General features: G+C 39.0%; 18 protein-coding genes. 2 read left to right on the top strand and 16 right to left on the bottom strand.

Going from position 1 to position 19363, the window contains the following annotated elements; translation table 11 throughout:
• Positions 1 to 95 precede the first annotated feature (95 nt).
• Both opuFB and MHH88_RS09335 read right to left on the bottom strand, forming a co-directional pair.
• A complete protein-coding gene (opuFB, locus tag MHH88_RS09340) occupies positions 96 to 1610 on the bottom strand; it encodes an osmoprotectant update ABC transporter permease/substrate-binding subunit OpuFB (RefSeq protein WP_339262593.1) in 1515 nt (504 codons plus the stop codon).
• Positions 1603 to 2571: an ABC transporter ATP-binding protein gene (locus MHH88_RS09335; RefSeq protein WP_103976849.1), complete on the bottom strand. Its 969-nt coding sequence runs from the start codon at positions 2569 to 2571 to the stop codon at positions 1603 to 1605. The genes opuFB and MHH88_RS09335 overlap by 8 nt, the downstream gene beginning before the upstream one ends.
• A gap of 283 nt (positions 2572 to 2854) precedes the next feature.
• Here MHH88_RS09335 and MHH88_RS09330 point away from each other — a divergent pair, with 283 nt between their 5' ends.
• On the top strand, positions 2855 to 3613 hold the full coding sequence (locus MHH88_RS09330) for a glucosaminidase domain-containing protein (protein WP_069508372.1): 759 nt from the start codon (positions 2855 to 2857) through the stop codon (positions 3611 to 3613).
• Between the two features lie 86 nt (positions 3614 to 3699).
• On the opposite strand, the gene MHH88_RS09325 is transcribed toward MHH88_RS09330, so the two are convergent.
• From MHH88_RS09325 to MHH88_RS09265, 13 genes are all read right to left on the bottom strand, one after another.
• Positions 3700 to 4515, bottom strand: a complete 816-nt coding sequence (locus tag MHH88_RS09325) for an SH3 domain-containing C40 family peptidase (protein WP_339262592.1) — start codon at positions 4513 to 4515, stop codon at positions 3700 to 3702.
• A complete protein-coding gene (locus MHH88_RS09320; RefSeq protein WP_339262591.1) occupies positions 4512 to 5300 on the bottom strand; it encodes a serine hydrolase in 789 nt (262 codons plus the stop codon). The genes MHH88_RS09325 and MHH88_RS09320 overlap by 4 nt, the downstream gene beginning before the upstream one ends.
• Positions 5301 to 5304: 4 nt before the next feature.
• The gene (locus tag MHH88_RS09315) at positions 5305 to 6237 is read right to left on the bottom strand and encodes an LD-carboxypeptidase (protein ID WP_339262589.1); all 933 of its coding nucleotides are present in this window, start codon (positions 6235 to 6237) and stop codon (positions 5305 to 5307) included.
• The gene (locus tag MHH88_RS09310; RefSeq protein WP_339262587.1) at positions 6234 to 7181 is read right to left on the bottom strand and encodes an ATP-binding cassette domain-containing protein; all 948 of its coding nucleotides are present in this window, start codon (positions 7179 to 7181) and stop codon (positions 6234 to 6236) included. The genes MHH88_RS09315 and MHH88_RS09310 overlap by 4 nt, the downstream gene beginning before the upstream one ends.
• Positions 7171 to 8226 carry an ABC transporter ATP-binding protein gene (locus MHH88_RS09305; protein ID WP_339262585.1) on the bottom strand — a complete coding sequence of 352 codons (1056 nt, stop codon included), beginning with the start codon at positions 8224 to 8226 and terminating at the stop codon, positions 7171 to 7173. Before MHH88_RS09305 ends, MHH88_RS09310 begins: the two co-directional genes overlap by 11 nt.
• A gap of 15 nt (positions 8227 to 8241) precedes the next feature.
• The gene (locus MHH88_RS09300; RefSeq protein WP_339262583.1) at positions 8242 to 9216 is read right to left on the bottom strand and encodes an ABC transporter permease; all 975 of its coding nucleotides are present in this window, start codon (positions 9214 to 9216) and stop codon (positions 8242 to 8244) included.
• Positions 9216 to 10160, bottom strand: coding sequence for an ABC transporter permease (locus tag MHH88_RS09295; RefSeq protein WP_339262582.1), 945 nt, complete (start codon positions 10158 to 10160; stop codon positions 9216 to 9218). The genes MHH88_RS09300 and MHH88_RS09295 overlap by 1 nt, the downstream gene beginning before the upstream one ends.
• A 140-nt stretch (positions 10161 to 10300) precedes the next feature.
• Complete coding sequence (locus MHH88_RS09290) at positions 10301 to 12127, bottom strand: peptide ABC transporter substrate-binding protein (RefSeq protein ID WP_339262581.1); 1827 nt, start codon at positions 12125 to 12127, stop codon at positions 10301 to 10303.
• Positions 12128 to 12147: 20 nt separating this feature from the next.
• Positions 12148 to 13215: a dipeptide epimerase gene (locus MHH88_RS09285; RefSeq protein ID WP_339262579.1), complete on the bottom strand. Its 1068-nt coding sequence runs from the start codon at positions 13213 to 13215 to the stop codon at positions 12148 to 12150.
• Between the two features lie 21 nt (positions 13216 to 13236).
• On the bottom strand, positions 13237 to 14031 hold the full coding sequence (locus MHH88_RS09280; protein ID WP_339262577.1) for a M55 family metallopeptidase: 795 nt from the start codon (positions 14029 to 14031) through the stop codon (positions 13237 to 13239).
• Positions 14028 to 14762 (bottom strand): M15 family metallopeptidase, encoded by a 735-nt coding sequence (locus MHH88_RS09275; protein WP_339262575.1) that lies wholly within the window; start codon positions 14760 to 14762, stop codon positions 14028 to 14030. The genes MHH88_RS09280 and MHH88_RS09275 overlap by 4 nt, the downstream gene beginning before the upstream one ends.
• Before the next feature lie 311 nt (positions 14763 to 15073).
• Positions 15074 to 16132, bottom strand: a complete 1059-nt coding sequence (locus MHH88_RS09270) for a P1 family peptidase (RefSeq protein ID WP_339262573.1) — start codon at positions 16130 to 16132, stop codon at positions 15074 to 15076.
• Positions 16133 to 16156: 24 nt separating this feature from the next.
• Positions 16157 to 16849 (bottom strand): aspartate/glutamate racemase family protein, encoded by a 693-nt coding sequence (locus MHH88_RS09265; RefSeq protein ID WP_339262572.1) that lies wholly within the window; start codon positions 16847 to 16849, stop codon positions 16157 to 16159.
• A gap of 290 nt (positions 16850 to 17139) precedes the next feature.
• Here MHH88_RS09265 and MHH88_RS09260 point away from each other — a divergent pair, with 290 nt between their 5' ends.
• Positions 17140 to 18537: an alanine/glycine:cation symporter family protein gene (locus MHH88_RS09260; protein ID WP_069508352.1), complete on the top strand. Its 1398-nt coding sequence runs from the start codon at positions 17140 to 17142 to the stop codon at positions 18535 to 18537.
• Between the two features lie 82 nt (positions 18538 to 18619).
• Here MHH88_RS09260 and MHH88_RS09255 read toward each other — a convergent pair whose 3' ends face one another.
• Positions 18620 to 19150, bottom strand: a complete 531-nt coding sequence (locus tag MHH88_RS09255) for a DUF1572 family protein (RefSeq protein ID WP_339262571.1) — start codon at positions 19148 to 19150, stop codon at positions 18620 to 18622.
• Positions 19151 to 19363: the final 213 nt, after the last annotated feature.

Below are 19363 nucleotides of genomic sequence, written 5' to 3'. Positions count from 1 at the left end.
AAGCGTACTTTACCAGCGAAGTATCGCACTTTACCCGCGCTTCATTGTGCTTTACCCGCGAATTAACCCATTTTACCCGCGATTCATACAAACGTTTATAATAAACCAGCATTTTTCAAAAATGCCCTTGCTACATCCTCAATATTTTTTCCCTCCACGTTAACTTGATAATTCATTTCACGCATTTGGTCATCTGTTATTTGATTGGCCAGTTTCCCTAGCACCTTTTCAAGCTCTGGATACTTTTCAAGTGTTTCCTTTCTTAACATTGGCGCGCCTTGATACGGTGGAAATAACTGTTGATCATCCACTAAAACAGTCAACTCATATTGATGTAACTCACTGTCAGTTGAATAAGCATCCAATAAATTGATATTACCTGATTGAATGGCTTGATACCTTAGCTTTGGTTCCATTGTTGTAACAGAGGGAATATCAATCCCATAACGCTTCTGAATGCCTACATAGCCATCCTCACGATCATTGAACTCCAACGTAAATCCCGCTTTAATCGACTCTTGCACCGCCTTAATATCAGAAATCGTCTGTAATTGATAAGCTTCCGCCAGTTGTTTTGAAACGGCCAAAGCATATGTGTTGTTATACTGCATTGGACTAAGCATAACCATATCAAATTTTTCCAGCATGCCTTCCTTTGCCTGTCGATATACTGCTACTTGATCGTTACTTACTGCTTGCTCTTTTAAAAACTCTGCGATTGCCGTACCAGTAAATTCTGGATATATATCAATGCTCCCTGATTTTAGGGCATTAAAAACAAAGGACGTCTTACCGAGTCCTGGTTTTAATTCGACATCTAAATCTGTATCATTTTCAATCAATAATTTATACATATTAATTAGAATTTCCGGCTCTGAACCAAGTTTACCTGCAATGACGATATCCGCTTTGTTATTAATGTTTAGAAAAGGCAGTGCAATCACAATCATTGCCGCGACACTAATCGCAAGTAATGCCGAAACTGTTCGTTTAAAGGACAGTGATTCTAGCTTTTTCAATAGATAATCGAACACTAATGCTAAAATAGCTGCCGGAATTGCACCTAATAGGATGAGCGAAGTATTATTACGATCAATACCAAGCAAGATAATATCGCCTAATCCTCCAGCGCCTATCAATGCAGCTAGTGTAGCTGTTCCAACTATTAAAACCATGGCTGTGCGAATACCTGCCATTATAACGGGCATTGCGAGTGGCAGTTCCACCTTCACTAATCTTTTTACCGTATTCATACCCATTGCCATGGCCGCTTCCTTTAAAGACGGATCGACTTCGTTTATGCCTGTAAATGTATTACGTAAAATAGGCAGGAGCGCATAGACCACAAGGGCGATTATAGCAGGCGTTTTCCCAATGCCAAGTAACGGAATTAACAAACCTAACAACGCTAATGAAGGGATCGTTTGTAAGGCTGCGCTAATGCCAATTATACTTTCCGCTATTTTCTTTTGATGCGTTAAGTAAATGCCAAGTGGAATGGCAATGGCTACTGCAAAAAATAAAGCAATAAATGATATTTGCATATGCTCTATTAACGATGCAAAGAGTTGACCTTTGCGTTCATCCAACACATTTAAAAAATCAGTCATTTGCCTCACCCCGTTCCGCCGCGGAATGACTGGCTAAAAACTGCAACATTGATTGCCTTGTAATAACCCCAATAATTTCTTCATCGCTTTTCACTGCCAGACACTCATGGTGCGCCAATTGTTGCAAAATGACTTGTAAAGTAGCCTGCTCATCAACACTATGTATCACATAACTTTGATGTTTCGCCTCTACAAACGGTTCAATCACTTGTTGAATGGTAAACACATTAAATGCATCTTCCTTGACCCCTATAAATTTTCGGACAAAGTCATTGGCGGGATTTTGTATAATTTCCTTAGGTGTACCGATTTGTACTATTTCTCCATCTTTCATCACACAGATGCGATCTCCTAGTTTTAACGCTTCTTGCATATCGTGCGAAACAAAAACAATTGTTTTATTTATAGCGCGTTGTAGCTCAAGCAGGTCATTTTGTAATTTTGTTCGACTGATTGGATCCAGTGCACTGAATGGCTCATCCATTAATATAATTTCGGGATCTGCTGCCAATGCGCGGACAACCCCAACCCGTTGTTGTTCCCCACCCGAAAGTTCATTTGGTTTTCGTTCACTATATTGAGCTGGTTCTAGCCCTACCATTTCTAATAATTCACGAACTCGCTGTTGAATTTTTGTCGTTTCCCATTTTTTCATTTCAGGAACAATGGCGATGTTTTCTGCTATTGTCATATGAGGGAAAAGTGCAATTTGTTGGAGCACATAGCCAATATTCCAGCGTAGCTCATGAATATTATAATCACTAATTCTTTTACCGTTAATTCGGATTGTGCCTTCAGTCAGTTGAATTAATCGGTTAATCATTTTTAGTAATGTCGTCTTGCCACAACCACTAGGCCCTATAATGACAAAAAACTCTCCTTTCTGTATTTCAAAATTAATGGCATTCACTGCAATTTGGTTATTAGCGTACTTTTTTGTAACATTCTCAAATGCAATCATTGACTAAGCTCCTTATAAATTTGATAGATTAAATGTCAGTATTCTACCCACCAGTATATCTTTCCACATATTCAAGCGGTTAAACTAACAATCCTACAACATGTCCATCCTAGACGCGCTAGATGAAACTTTTTCGTATGAAAGTTCGTTCTATTAATTATGAATTCTAGTGAAAAACGATGCTTTTTTTTATCTAGTTGTTTTACAATATGAAAAGAGGAAGCGATTTTTTAAGAGAAAAGAAAGGAGGAAGGTGTTGCACAGATTCAACATCTATAACTACATGAGATTATTCAAAAAACTATTACTCGGAATGATTGTCATAGCGTCTGTTATCAGTATTTCCACTTATTTTTTGATTCAGTTTTTGAGACCAACCGACACTGCCGTTCAAAAATATGTAGATGAAGGTCCAAGTGTGGAAGAATTTATCGGCTCTATTGCAGAAACAGCTCGACAACTAGGTGCTGAAAATGACTTATATGCATCTGTCATGATTGCACAAGCCATTTTAGAAAGTAAGCATGGGCAAAGTGGTCTTAGTTCAGCTCCTAATAACAATTTATTTGGGATGAAAGGCAAATTTCAAAATGATTCCGTGACACTTGAAACAGTTGAAGATGATGGCTCTGGTAATCTGACAACAGTGATGGCTGAATTCCGCAAATATCCTTCCTACGAAGAATCCATGAAGGATTATGTCCAATTACTCCGCAATGGTGTATCTTGGAACAAAAATTTTTATACAGGTGTCTTTAAAAGCAACACAACATCCTATGCAGATGCGACCAAATTTTTAACAGGCTCTTACGCAACGGATTCAACTTACAATGAAAAGTTAAATAGTCTAATTGCAAAGTACGACTTACAACAATACGACAGCCCTGTAAAAAATAAAAAAACCATTACAGTCGCGGATGGTGACTCGCTGATGCACATCGCACAGACACATAATGTGAAAGTAACATCCATTAAACAATGGAATCAATTGCGTTCAGATAATATTGAAGCTGGACAACAGTTAAATATTTATCAATATTAGCGTAAATTTACTCAAGGCGAGGTATTCGACGATGTAACTACCGTCAAATACCTCGTTTTTTGCATCCATTTTCCAGCAAGCACTATTTAAAACAAGCTTCCGATTGCGGTAATAGTCGTTGCTAAATCTTCGCGGTATAACGGGTGTTGTTCATCTAGGCTATTGACATTAACCTCATTGCCACCAAGTGAAGCATGAACATAAAGAGACTGCCCTATATACAATGCTACATGCCCTGGGAAAAACAATAAATCCCCTTTTTGCATGCGATCAATAGTTATCTCCTTAATTGGAAAACCTTCTACAATTCTAGCATCTCGGAAGATTATCACGCCATTGAGCATATAAGCCATCGAACATAAGCCCGAACAATCAATGCCTAGCGGTGACTTACCTCCCCAACGATACGGTGTAGCTAAATAGCTTAGTGCGGTTTGTACAACATTTTCTCGAAACGCATGCTCTTCAAAAGTATGTTCAGCAATTTTAGGATGCAACCATTGTGAACGCAAATAACCTATTTCGCCCGTCGCCAATTGAACGGCAGCCCATGGCGTGTTTGATGTCGTGTCGGAATCTACATTGTATAAAATAGAGCCTTTTACCAATGTGATGATTTTGGTGCTTTGTATTTTCGGTTCTTGTAAAATATCTGCGAAACACTGCCCGATAACATGTTGCGCCTTTTGAATCCATGCATTTGTAATCGCATCATCGAAAAGGACATGCTTTCGCTGACAATACCCTTCATAGCGATAGGCGGTGCGAACATACAGCCAATCATTTTCTAATTCTTCTTTAATTTGAACAGGCATACCGTATAGTATTTCATCAATAAGTTCAGCATGACAATCTGGTTCAGCATAAAGATTTGCCACCATAGCAATGACAACCGCATTCATGTTGCCTCTCCTTTCACTACTATCATATTGTCATAGACTACCTTTGAAAGACGACCGATTAGTTGTCGGGCGACATCATTTTGCTTGACCTCTGTGATAAAAACACCAATAGCATATTCTTGTCCGTGACTATAAACAATGCCAACATCATGGTCAACGCTATCAAGACCACCCGTTTTATGGGCGATTGTCACATCATCGACGATATAGCGCCGCAAGTTTTCATGAAAACGCTGACGACACAATATATCAATAGCAAGCTGACTTAACACTGGAGATAGCAGATTTTGCCTATAAATTCGGCTAAATAAATGTGCCATATCACGCGCTGTTGTTATATTATCTATGCCTTTTGCAAGTCGCTCAAAGTCCATCATTTTTCGTTGAAGTTGTGTTTGAGTGAGTCCGATTTTATGAAAGTACTGATTTAGCACATCCATACCAATTAAATCAATTAACACATTTGTCGCAGTATTATCACTTGTCGTAATCATCCAAACGCACAACTCATAGATCGTGCAGGATGTTACTCTCTGTTCACTAATCACACTAAAATCAACCCAATCGCTAGGGGTAACGGTTATTACTTGATTGATAGGTATATTGCATACATCTATATAATCAAAAACTGCAATCAGGATAGGGACTTTAATTAAGCTGGCACTGGAAAAAGCATCATCTAGACGCTCATGTATAACAAAGTCATTTGTCTTAAAATCTTTTACAAACATATGCACTTTATAGGGAGCTTCCTGTATCAAACGTTGAATCGTCTGCTGCATCATACACCTACCCTACCACTGTAATGTTTTGCGTTTCTGCGTCTACGGTTATGATACGACCTAAAGGCAGAGACATCGTTGGTAGACAGTGACCACAAGCAAGTTTTGATAAAATAGGTTTCTTCAAAGGTGTTAAAATCTCCTTAAAAATCGTGTTTAAGGATAAACTCCGTTCTGGATGCTTCGGGTTTTCAGGCCCGCAATTTGTCCATGCCCCTAATAATAAACCTGCTGCATCATCAAGCTTCCCCGCTAATTTTAACTGTGTCAGCATGCGATCTATACGTTGCTCACTCTCATCTATATCTTCCAAAAATAAAATTTTCCCTTTTGTATCAATTTCATATGGCGTGCCAAGTGACGCTGTAATCAATGTTAAATTTCCCCCAATAAGTTGACCTGTTGCAGTCCCTGTTAGGAGTGTGGTCATTGGTTGCTGTGGAGGATTTTCGAACAGAAACGGCTTGGTATCTGTTGCCATCACACAATTCAAAAATGAATCCCATGTATAATGATCCATATTTTGTTGAATAAATTCTGTTGAAGGCATTGGTGTATGATACGTCACTAAATTACATTTTTGATTAAAGGCGATATGTAGTGCAGTCACATCGCTATAGCCTGCAAATACTTTAGGATTTGCTTGTATCATCTCATAATCTAGTTTTGGTAAAATTTTCGTTGCCCCGTACCCTCCACGAATACAAAAAATGCCATCCACATGTGGATTGCGGAACATTTCATTGACATCATATGCGCGCAGTTCGTCTGAACCAGCTAAATATCCATGTCTTGCACGACATGTTTCTCCTACAATGACGTTAAAACCAAGTTTCTCTATACTAGCAATGGCGGGAGCTAGCTTTTCTGATGGTGTAGCGCCAGACGCACTAAGTAAACCAATCGTATCCCCTTTTGTCAAAGCTCTAGGTACAATCATTCGCTCACCTCTACTTTTCGTAATGTACGGTAATTTGCTAGTTCCTCCTCGTTGGCTAATACATAATGCCCTTCCTCTATTTCTATAAATGAGGGGGGAGCTAGCTCATATTGATGCTGTAACGGGTTGTAAATTTCCACGACCTTTTCTCGCTCCTTATACGGATTAGGCTCTGGCACTGCTGATAACAATGCTCTTGTGTACGGGTGGATTGGATTAGAAAAAAGTTTTTCGGTCTCTGCTAACTCCACAATTTTCCCTTTATAAATGACTGCCGTACGGTCTGTAATAAATCGAACAATTGATAAATCATGGGCAATAAATAAATAGGTTAAGTTGTTTTGTTGTTGAATCGTTGATAATAAATTGAGCACTTGCGCTCGTATCGATACGTCGAGGGCTGAAATTGGTTCATCCGCAATTATAAACTCTGGCTCCATTACTAATGCACGTGCAATGCCAATCCGTTGACGCTGACCGCCAGAAAATTCATGCGGAAAGCGACTGGCGAACTCAGGTAATAGACCAACATTTAAAAGTGCATTTTGTACTTTTTGCTGACGCTCCGCTTCATCTTTAAAGTTTTTCGTATTAATAAGACCTTCCGATATAATATAATCCACCTTTGCCCGTTCATTAAGCGAAGCCATCGGGTCTTGAAAAATCATTTGGATTTTTTGGGTAATTTGTTTGTCCCAATCCTTCGAGATTTTACCGTTAATGTTCTTTCCATGATACAATATTTGACCACTCGTTACTTCGTTGATACGCATTATAGCGCGGCCAATAGTCGTTTTCCCAGAGCCCGACTCGCCTACTAATCCGAATGTTTCTCCTTTATAAATGTGAAAGCTGACATCATCTATTGCCACAAATTTATGTTTACCTTTACCAAAAACAATGTTTAAATTTTTTACTTCTATTAACACTTCTTTATCGCTCATTGGCGTACTGCCTCCCTTCTTCAAAAAAAGCTTGTAACACGGCTGGAGGCTCCACTTTGGGCGCACGGGGATCCAATAGCCAAGTGCGCGCGAAATGTGTATCGCTTACTTGAAAAAATGGTGGACGTACTTCGTAATCAATCTTTAAAGCGAATGGATTGCGTGGGGCAAATGCATCTCCTTTAATTTCTTTAAAAAGATTGGGTGGCGTCCCCTTAATCGAATAAAGCGGTTGCCCTTTTGACCCAAGCTGTGGTAGTGACGAAAGAAGCGCCCATGTATATGGATGCTTTCCATTAAAAAACACTTCATGTGTACGACCAACTTCGAGTATGTCCCCTGCATACATGACCGCGATACGGTCCGCCACTTTTGCTACAACGCCTAAATCATGTGTAATATAAACGATTGTTAAGCTATATTTTTGCTGAAGACGTTTTAGCAGCTGCAAAATTTGTGCTTGAATGGTTACATCCAATGCGGTTGTTGGCTCATCACAAATTAAAATTTGCGGGTTACATGCGAGCGCAATGGCAATCACTATGCGTTGCCGCATGCCTCCTGAAAATTCATGAGGGTATTGCTTATAGCGTTTCTCTACATCATCAATCCCGACGTCTGTTAATAATTTTAATGTTTCAGCATAGGCTGCCTTGCCCTTGTGCCCTTGGTGTAACACCACACATTCCTCAATTTGTTTGCCAATCGTTTTCAATGGATTCAATGAAGTCATCGGATCCTGTGTAACGATCGCGATTCCTTTTCCTCGAATAGTTAACCATTGTTGTTCTGTGTTAAACTGCGCTAAATCCATATCATTGTATATAATTTGACCTTGGGCAATCGAACCATTTTTATCGAGCAAGCCCATAATTGATTTCATTAGCACAGATTTTCCTGAACCTGATTCACCAACAATGGCTAGACTCTCCCCTTTATATAAATCAAGAGAGATTCCCCTAATAGCTGTTAGTACTTGCCCTCGTAGTGTAAATGTAATGACTAAGTTTTCAATCGTTAAAATACGGGATTTTATTTGCTTCACGAAATCATCTCCCTTCTATACATGGTTTTTTGGATCTGCTGCATCAGCAAATGCATTCCCAATAATATAAAATGCTATCGTAATAATACTTAGTACAATACTAGGGAAAATTAACTGATACCTTAAATCAGGTGACATCATGAGGACACGCCCTTCATTAATTAAATTCCCTAATGATGGTTCACTAATTGGTAGCCCCAAACCGATATATGTTAAAAACACTTCTGCGCCAATCGCAAACGGAATCGCTAAACTCATGCGTAGCATAATAACAGAGATTAAGTAAGGTAATAAATTTTTTATTATAATTCGATAGTCTGATGTCCCCAAACATTTTGATGCTAAATTGTATTCCCGATCTCGTAAAATTACGATTTGATTTCGAATAAAGCGCGCCATTTCTACCCAACCCGTAATGCACATGGCAATAATGATGGTCGAAATGCTCGGTCGTAAAATATAAGACATTAAAATAAGGACAATCGTTGTTGGGATATTATCTACAACGTTATAAAGCTGTGTAATCGGCATTTCTAGCTTACGAGAAAAGCCCCAAAGTGTTCCGATTGTAATGCCGACAAATGCTTCCACCAATGCGACCACACAGCCAATCATTAACGATGTCCTTGTGCCAGCCCAAATACGGGACCATAAATCTTGTCCAATCGAGTTTGTACCAAACCAAAACTCAGCATTTGGTGCAATATTACGTGCCTGTAATCCCGTTTGGGCATCGAGATAAATTTCGGTCGGAGATTTTTGTGCTGGCAAATACGGCTGAAACATGGTGAACGCAACTATAATGCAAACCATTACTAATAAGAAAACAGCCACTCGATTTTTTAAAAACGATTTCCAAGTAGAGCGCCAATAGGAGTAATTGGAGTAGGCGGTGTCTTCTGCCTGACCATCAGTCGCTTCCACAAAGTCAAATAGTTGTGCACGAGACTTGTCTGACATATTATTGATTTCCTCTGTATACATGCTCATTAGCGCACACTCTCCCCTTTCCCTAATTTAATCCGTGGGTCCACGAGCGCCATCGCAATATCACCTAAAATTAAGCCAATAATGCCAAGCGATGAAAAAACAAGCACTAAACCTTGTACAATTGTATTATCCTGTCGTTGAATAGCATCCACGAGTAATCCACCCATCCCTGGAATAGAATACAAAGATTCAATATAAATGGAGCCTGTAATCGTAAAAAGAATCGTTGCTGGCAAATATTGTGCCATTGGAATAAAAGCATTGTGCAATACATGACTAAACATTAAGGTACGCTCCTTCACGCCTTTCGCACGTGCAAGCTTAATGTAATCTTTGTTTAATTCATCTACCATGTATCGGCGCATCCACATTGCATAGGAAGCAGTCGGGGCTAATGCCATCGAAGTAAGCGGTAATAGCCAGGTGATTGGCTTATATTCATCAAACAACATCGGCAAACGGAAAATATCTGTAATATACATTTGAATAACTAAGTAATACACTGCCGCTGGTACTGCGACGACAAATACAATGTAGCCAGTCCCTAACCGATCCAGCCAGCGTCCCTTCATTTGTGCCATTAAAATTCCGAGCGGTACACCGATGAGCAGCGATAAGCCAACTGCCCCTAATCCAAATAACAATGAATACATTATTTTATCTGCAATAATTGTCACAACTGGCACATCCGTACGATATGTAACGGATTTGCCTAAATCGCCTTGTAATAAATCCGTATAAAAATTCCCCAATTGCACCAGCAATGGATCACGTAACCCTAAATTCGTTAAATACACTTCTTTTTGAGACGGTGACATTTTCTCTGCCGCTGCCCCTAAGTAGCCTTCTTCCGGCATTAATCGTAGTAATGAGAACACAATTGTGATAATAATAAATAGCGTAACAATGGATTGTAACAAACGCTTTCCTACATACCTAAGCATTTAAGCATCCTCCCTCCATTAAAATGGTTACAAAAAGCAGGAAGGAGATGCCGAATCAGCATTTTCGGTCATCTCCTCGGTATTGAAAAATCACCACTATATGCCTACGGGTTGCACTTGGCAATGATTATTCCATTCTTTTATTTGGCTGCATTTGCTAATGCATCCGCACGTTCTTGCTCCCACTGTGCCAACGCTTTCTTAAAGTCATCATTACTCATTGGCTTTGCTAACACTTGCTGCCCTTTGAACTTCTCTGCTGTTACACCAAATGGTGAGTACTGGGCTTCAAATGGATTTAATTTTGAAGCTACATAGCCGCTACCACCTACAGAATATGGAATAACAAAGGCTTCTTCAATTAAGAACGCTTCTGCTTGAGCAAATAGGTTATAACGCTCGGCTGTATCGATTGTCGTTTTCGCCTTTTCTAATAAATTCAAGTACACAGTTTGACCATTTGCTTCTTTGTAACCTTCAGCTAACTCTGGCTTATTATAAGTACCATCTACACTAAATGGTTCTGTATACGTTGACGGGTCAGCATAATCTGGCCCCCAGTTCGCTTCTAGTAATGCAAATTTACCAGGGCGTCGAACTTCTGATAAGAAACCTGTCGAAGGACCTGCTTCAATGATAATATCCACATAGTCCGCACCTAATAATTTTTCCACTTGTTGTTCAATGACTTGTGTACGATTAGCCCAGTCAGGCATCCCCGCGTTGTATGGCATTAATACCTTTACTGGGAATGTCGCTTTCCCTTCTAACGCCGCCTTCGCTTTGTCCTTATACTGTAAAGCTAAGTCTTTATTAAAAGAATCATTGTTGGTAATCGCCGCGAATGGGTCAAGTTGTGTATAGTCAACTCCTTCAACATCGACAAAGTTTCTCGGTGTGATCGTATTGCTTAGTAAATCTTGAGGATTAAATGGTTCCACCGTTAGCATCGCTGATACACGATCTAGCGCATGGAAAAGCGATTTTCTGAAATCTTTATTATTGACTGCGACCTTCCAGTTTTCAGGTTCATATTCCACAGCAAATTGTGGGTCAAAGTTGAGCGCATAAAAATACGAATAAAAATTATTTTGCGTTTGACGTACTTGCAATTTTTTCTTATCATCTTTCAGCCATTCGTCAATAATGGAAGTGGGAATGGTTGCTGTGTCGATTTCACCTCGTAAAAATAGTTCGGGCGCAACGGTTGCTGCTTCTTTGTTATATTTATACCGAATGCGGTCAATCAGCACGTTGTCTTTATCCCAATATGTGTCATTTTTTACAAGAACACGCTCATTTTGAGGTTCGAATTTGTCTAATAGATAGGCACCGTTATACAAGAAATTTTCACGTGTAGTTCCAAATTGTTCCCCCTTTTCCGTTAAAAATTTTCCATTTACAGGGAAGAAACATACATAATTCAACATCGACAGAAAATAAGGTGTTGGAGCCTCCAACGTATATTCAATCGTATGTTGGTCGATAGCTTTGATGCCCACTTTTGAAAAATCAGTTAGCTCACCGTTATAAAACGCCTCACCATTTTTGACAACCATCGCACTCCAGACGGTCGAAGATTCATTTTTGGCATCTAGCACATACTGCAAACCATCGACAAAGTCTTGTGCCACTAAATCTGCATATTCCTTACCATTGTGGGTAACCCATTTCACATCATCACGAAGCTTAAATGTCCAGACAGTCGCATCTTCATTTGACGACCATTCTTTCGCTAAGCCTGGTTGCACAATCCCATACTTATCATATTCAATGAGGCCATCCACTAAATTGGCAGCTACAGCAAATTCATTTGTTTCAGATGTTTTTAAATAGTTTAATGTTTTAATTTCTCCTGAATAGACGACCCGATATTCGGATTTTTTTTCATCCGAAGAATCATTACTACAGGCTGCACAAAATAAGACGACTAGACATACTAAAAGAAACCATTTCCTTTTCCTCATAAGCATCCCCCTACGTATTTTTATCTTGAAAATCCTATACCATTTGCATCCGTCATTGTGATTCGATCATTGTTAAAAATAGGACCACCTGCAATAGGATCTTTCAAACATAAACTTGGTCCGTCTAAATCTATCATTGTGATATTTTTTTGTGATGCAGCAAAATGTGCAGCCGCACTGACACTAATTTTTGTTTCAAGCATGCAGCCCATCATACAAGCAATGCCATGCGCTTCTGCAATATGGCAAATCTTTTGCGCATGAAAAATGCCACCTGTTTTCATTAACTTAATATTGATGAAATCAGCAGCACGTCGTTCGATAATAGTGAGGGCATCTTTTGCTGAAAAGACACTTTCATCAGCTAGAATATTGGTCAACGTATTGGCTGTTACATATTGCATGCCGGTTAAATCAGCATAGTGCACAGGCTGTTCCACTAATTCGATATTGCTATCCGCATCTTCAAGTGCACGAATAATCCGAACCGCTTCTTTTGGCGTCCACCCTTGATTGGCATCTACACGTAATGTAACGGCTTTGCCTACTGCATCCCGTATAGCCATCACACGTTGGATATCTGTCGCTGGATCCTTGCTAACCTTGACCTTCAATATTTGAAAGCCTCGTTCCACCGCAGATAGGCTATCTTTTATCATATGCGCTACACTATTCACGCTAATTGTAATATCCGTTGTCAATGCCTTACGATAGCCCCCTAATAATTTATACAATGGGGTCTTGTGAAGCTGTGCTAATAAATCATAAAGCGCCATATCTACCGCCGCTTTCGCACTCGTATTTTGATAAATACTGTTGTCCATTCGCTCCATCACAAGGGCTATTTCTTGTATATCCATACCTACTATGGCTGGCTTAATATAATGTTCAATAGCATCTCTAATCGACCCTAAAGTTTCTCCTGTAATAACAGCAGTTGGCGCAGCCTCACCTATGCCAATTTGCCCATGCTCACTATGCACATAAACGGCAATATTTTCAATGCTTTGAACGGTCCTTAATGCCGTTTTAAATGGCACAATAAGCGGAGCTTTCACCGTTGCTACCACAATATCTTTAATCTTCATACATTCACCTACAGTCTATTCTTATGTTAAGAACTGTAAAATCCGAAGTACTTCAAAATAATCATCCGTGACAAATTCAACTGTGTTGTGGGGCTTAAACGTTGCATTTGGATAAAAGGAATTGCGGTAAGCCCGTGTATGGTCACGGTAAATTATTTCCACTACAAATTGCTTAGGTAATGTCACTTGTAAGTTGTTTCGGGAGACCTTCATAGAGGCTCCCACAAGTCGTTTTGTTTCGGCAATTGCCAATCGAGGACTGACACTTATTGTGGCATTGCCTACCCCTTCCTTTGTAGCAAATGTTACAATGTTGGGATTGAAGGTTGCAATTTCTTCTGTTAGTCCAACATCTCCACTAACAAATGAAACGGGCACGCCATGTAAAGCAGCGGCATACGTATTGATAAGAAATTCACTTGCGTATTCGCCATTGATTTTAATATCAGCAGTAACACATAGCGTGTGTGCTAATGGATTACGTTCACTGCCTCCTTTACTGTGATAGCCAATAAAAATAGCACGATCAAAACTACTATCAAGTCCGGCTACCATACACATCGGATCATATGTCCATCCGCGAATGACCTTACAATTAACTGGCAAATTCGAAATATCAAGATTACGAGCTGAATCATGCGCATCCTTTAGTAAAATTTCCGTGGCGCCTCCTAAAATGGCACCTTCAATTGCCGCTTCCACTTCTTTTGTCATCTGCTTTTGAAAAAAATGATAGTCAGGCGCATTCAGTTCCGTTTCACTCCAAGAGGTTGTACCTGTAATACCTTCAATATCTGCACTAATATAGACTTTCATAAATATCGATACTCCTTTATCAAATAGTCATCAATCTGTGCCTCTATTGCACCGTAAAAAGCTTCTTTGGCATTTACCCTTCTTGCCCATGCAATATTGTGAAAATCATAATGCCACCATTCCTCAGCATAATTCGTAAAGCCAACCGCCGTCATACAGTGATACAAAAGACGGCGATGAACACAGGCTTCCTTATTTTCATTAGGATGCTGTTCAAAATAGCGGGTCGCTGATTTTTCACTAAGCTCATCAAATGCTGTCCCAAGATTTAACGCTTTCCCTTTACTATTTCCGAGTGTTACATCAATGGCTCCTCCCGTTAAATGTGGTAGTAGATGCTCTTGTCCCTCCCTTGGAAAAGCGACAAATTTTAATGTCTTGTTATGAATTTCTTCTTTTGTGAAATTTGGATGTTGCGCTTTGAGCTGCGCAGCAAAATGTGTAAATAAAAATCGTTGCACTTGTAGCGGTCGATACCCGTCATAGACAATTAAACTATAGTTTTCAGGTAATAGTAATAAAGCTTGTTGTAATCGCTCATATACTGCTTGGCGCAAGTAAATGGATTGTAAGCTACTAGCAATTTGTTGTTTATAGTACATGGGCTGGGTAAAGATTCTTGGGTGTAGGTGGTCAATGTTTATCAATGGCTCACAACTGTTAAGCACAATAGGATTGGATGGATTTGTCGATGTCTCGTGTGCAATTGGCAGCAATAATTTTTCATGCATTCGCATCACCTTTTATCGTAATAAATGTTAAATTTTTAGATAATTCAGTATTTTCATTGAATAGTAACACACCACTTCATAATTGACTAGATAAAAAAACAATAATTACATAATAATGGTTATTTTCTAATCATTACACAAAATTTGCTATGCAGCGCTTAAAAACTAAGACTTATAGTCGAAACCTTTATTTTTTTATACTTATTTAGCGATTTAAAAAAACCGGAATATATTTTGGAATGTCTTTTTTGAAAGCGTTCAATGTGTAAACAAAAAAGCTATTGAAACATGAATGTTCAATAGCTTGTCTTTCATTTTTTAAATGGATAGGCTTCTACTACGTGTCCGTCTCGACCTGTTGTTGTTTGCGCTTGTGACAGGGAATTTAAAATAGCTTCTTCTGTTGCTTCCGCAGCAGCGGTAAATAAATGATTCATAATAGGATGATCTTCCCGTAGCTGTAAACGTGTCTCCAAATGTTGGGACGAATGATGCGCAATTTGGTGTGCCGTTGTAAAACCGATGACAATATCACCACTTCCATGAGAAAAATGACTACCTGTTCGTCCGAGCCCTATACCACAACGTTTCATAACACGTGTTAATTGGCGACTACTAAGCGGTGCATCCGTTGCCAACACAATAATAATAGAACCATCTGTTGGTGAGAACGCAGCAGCATTGCTATTAGGATTTGGCATATTGTAACGTTCAGCTACAAACTCTGTGCTATGACCAAAATTACTTAGTACTAGACAGCCCACCATATAGCTTATTTTATCTTGTTCTAGAGTCACTATCCGCGATGCAGAACCTATTCCGCCCTTATAACCGAAACAAACCATGCCTTTCCCCGCCCCCACTGCACCTTCTTCAGCGGTATTTTCGGATGCATTACGAATTGCTTGCAGTGCATGCTCTGGTGTGACGGGACAAGCTCGAATCGAATTTAAATAACTGTCATTACATTCCCCAACAACTAGATTAATTGTCCCTGTAGAAAGTCCAATATCCTGATTAGTATGTAACATATATTGCAATGTTCCTTGGGTGACAGCTGGCACCCCAAACGTATTTGTCAGCATAATGGGAGATTCAATAACACCTAGCTCATTGACTTGCACGAGACCTGTCGTTTTGCCGAAACCATTTAGCACATAACTGGCACCCGTAACTTTTTGTTGAAACAAATTGCCACCATGCGGTAAAATCGCCGTCACCCCAGTACATGCATATGCCCCCAGATCATCTAACTTTTCATCAAGTGTGACATGCCCAACTTGAACACCTTGTACATCCGTAATGCAATTTTTTTTACCGACTGGTAATGTGCCAATTACAATACCCAACTCCCGCACTTTTTGTGTCATTTTTTCACCCCTTCTCAATGCTTTTTACTCTTTTAATGCATTATCTACAGCAGCAAGCGCATGAATAATGGTCGTGTCAAAAACAGGGACTTGGACATCCTCTTGTTGTATTAGTAAACCAATCTCCGTACAACCTAAAATAATTCCTTGCGCACCTGATTTCACAAGGCGCTCAATAATTTGTAAATAGGTTTCTTTTGAAGTCGGTTCAATCTTCCCTAAACATAATTCCTCATAAATAATTTGATTGACCATTGTTCGTTCTTCATCTTTTGGCACCATTACGTTTATGCCAAACTGTTCAATTCTATGTTTATAAAAATCTTGCTCCATCGTATATTTTGTGCCAAGCAACGCAATCGTTTGCAGACCAGCCTGTTGAATTTGAACGGCTGTTGCATCGGCAATATGTAAAATTGGAATAGTCAAACGCGCTTCCATAAATTCTATGACCTTATGCATTGTATTCGTACAGATCACAATGAAATCGGCACCTGCTTTTTCTAAAGACCAGGCAGCCTCTCCTAGTATTTCTCCTGCATTTTGCCATTGTTCATTTGCTTGATAGTATTCTATTTCTTGAAAATCAACACTATATAAAATGCATTTTGCCGAATGTAAACCACCCAATTGTTGCTTTACTTGCTCATTTAGAAGGCGATAATACATAGCTGAAGATTCCCAGCTCATACCACCAATTAAGCCAATCGTTTTCACATCTTCCACTCCTATTCCATTGATTGTCATTTTTTAATAAACTGTCCACGATACATTATCATGTATTCAAATTAAAGGTATAAAAGAAAAAGCAAGTTGAATACTAATATGGAAAAGTATTGTGTTCCCATCATGGTGAACCGTATCCATGTTACCTTTTCTATATATTACCACCACACAGCAAATCATTTCGAGAAAAATATCTTTTTATTATTAAGAATATTTAAAAATTTGATATTTTATAAAAAAAGAGTGTAGACTAAAACTTATTAAAAAAAGGAGGAATATAAATGGAGTGGATATCAAATATAGTAGATAATACAAATAATATTCTATGGACGTATCTTTTAATCATATTATTATTAGCTGCTGGATTATATTTTTCATTTGGCTCAAAATTTGTACAAATACGTCTTTTCCCAGAAATGTTTCGTTTAATAACAGAAAAAAGAGATGGTGAGTCGGGGGTTTCTCCGTTCCAAGCTTTCACGATTAGCGCAGCGTCTCGTGTAGGTACAGGTAATATCACAGGTGTTGCACTTGCTATAGGTGTTGGTGGACCTGGTGCCGTATTTTGGATGTGGATTATTGCCATTCTTGGTATGGCAACCGCTTTTATTGAAAGTACACTTGCTCAAGTGTATAAAGTAAAAGACGGCGATACTTTTCGTGGTGGCCCTGCCTATTATATAGAAAAGGCATTAGGTCATAGAAAGTTAGGGATTGTTTTTAGTATCCTTTTAACATTAAGCTTTGGCTTTATTTTTAACGCAGTACAGTCCAATACGATTGCGACTTCAGTAGGTGAAGCATTTAATATTAGACCATTTATTATCGGCATTGTATTAGTATTGTTAACGGCTATGATTATTTTCGGTGGTGTACATAGAATTGTTAAATTCACTCAAGTCATTGTACCTGTAATGGCCGTATTTTATTTACTCGTTGCACTTTATGTCGTTGTAACAAATTTAGGGGAAATCCCAACTGTGTTTAAACTTATTTTCTCTCAAGCGTTTGGCCTTCAAGAAGCTGCGGGCGGAGCCATTGGCGTAGCTATTATGCAAGGTGTTCGTCGAGGCTTATTTTCCAATGAAGCTGGGATGGGGAGTGTGCCGAATGCAGCGGCAACTGCCAATACATCACATCCTGCTAAACAAGGGCTTGTGCAAAGTTTAGGCGTATTTTTTGATACAATTATGATTTGTTCTGCCACTGCATTTATCATTATTTTAGCTGGCTTATATAAAACTGGTGAAAGTAACGGAATCGTTCTTACACAAAATTCTCTAGCAGTGCATGTTGGCGACTGGGCTCCTTATTTTATCGCCATTAGTATTATTTTCTTCGCATTCAGTTCTGTTATTGGTAACTATTATTACGGTGAATCCAATATTGAGTTTATCAATGCTCATAAAAGCTGGATGACTGTTTATCGTCTACTCGTGCTTGCCATGGTAATGTTCGGCTCAGTAGCGCAAGTTCAACTTGTTTGGAACTTAGCGGATTTATTTATGGGACTTATGGCGCTCATCAATATTACGGTAATTATGATACTTGGTAAAATAGCTTTCCGTGTATTAGATGATTTCACACTACAACGAAAAGCAGGAAAAAATCCTGTATTTTACGCAAAATCCATCCCAGGTTTAAAAAATACAGACTGTTGGGAAGATCAACAATCATAAAAAAACGCCATTCCCTCAAGGATTACTTGAAGGAATGGCGCTTTTTTTATTTCGGTGCCTGACACCCAAACAATTTTGAAAATTAGCTCCTTTTTTTCATCGCTTCTGTAAATATCTGCGATTGTCCTCTTGGAATACTCAATGTTTTCCATTCGGCTCCTTTTATTTGCTTCCCGACATAGACAATTTGTCCAATATGTGCAGCATAATGTGCCATCTGTCTTTCTATCGCATCAATCACTGTATGTTGTTGCCCTCTTATGAAGACAGGTGTCATTAAATCCACTTCGTTTAAGCTCAATAGTGAATCCAAAAACACTTGCCAACCCTTTTCCCAAATAGTTAGTAGCTCTTCTTTAGTATCAATACTATCAATAAATTCTTCATCACGATTTCTTGTTGTTTTTTCCCCATCTGTCGTTAAAAAGTCTGTCCATCTTGAAATCATGTTGCCACTTACATGTTTGACAATGACTGCAATACTATTGGACTCTTCGTTGAAAGCCCAGTGCAATTGCTCAATATCTAATTGTGCAATGGCTTTATCACCGTCCGCTTTAATCGTTTTAAATCTTTCTCGTACAGCTTTTAAATAGGTTTCACCTATGCTCATTTCTAACTACCTCCCCCTTGTGCCAGTCACCAAAACAATTCTCAATTCTCAAACCATTTCTCTATGGATACAAATTAATACCCGCGGAAAGCATGGTATTACCCGCGATTTACCACTGAATACCCGCGAAAAATCATGAAATACCCGCGATTTAACCTTAAATACCCGCGAAGTATTGTCATCATGCTACAAAAAAGCTAGTGCTATGTCAAT

The sequence above is a fragment of the Lysinibacillus sp. FSL K6-3209 genome, assembly GCF_037976175.1.
In the GTDB taxonomy this organism is placed as follows: Bacteria; Bacillota; Bacilli; order Bacillales_A; family Planococcaceae; genus Lysinibacillus; species Lysinibacillus sphaericus_D.
This window is presented reverse-complemented; position numbering and strand designations above follow the sequence as displayed.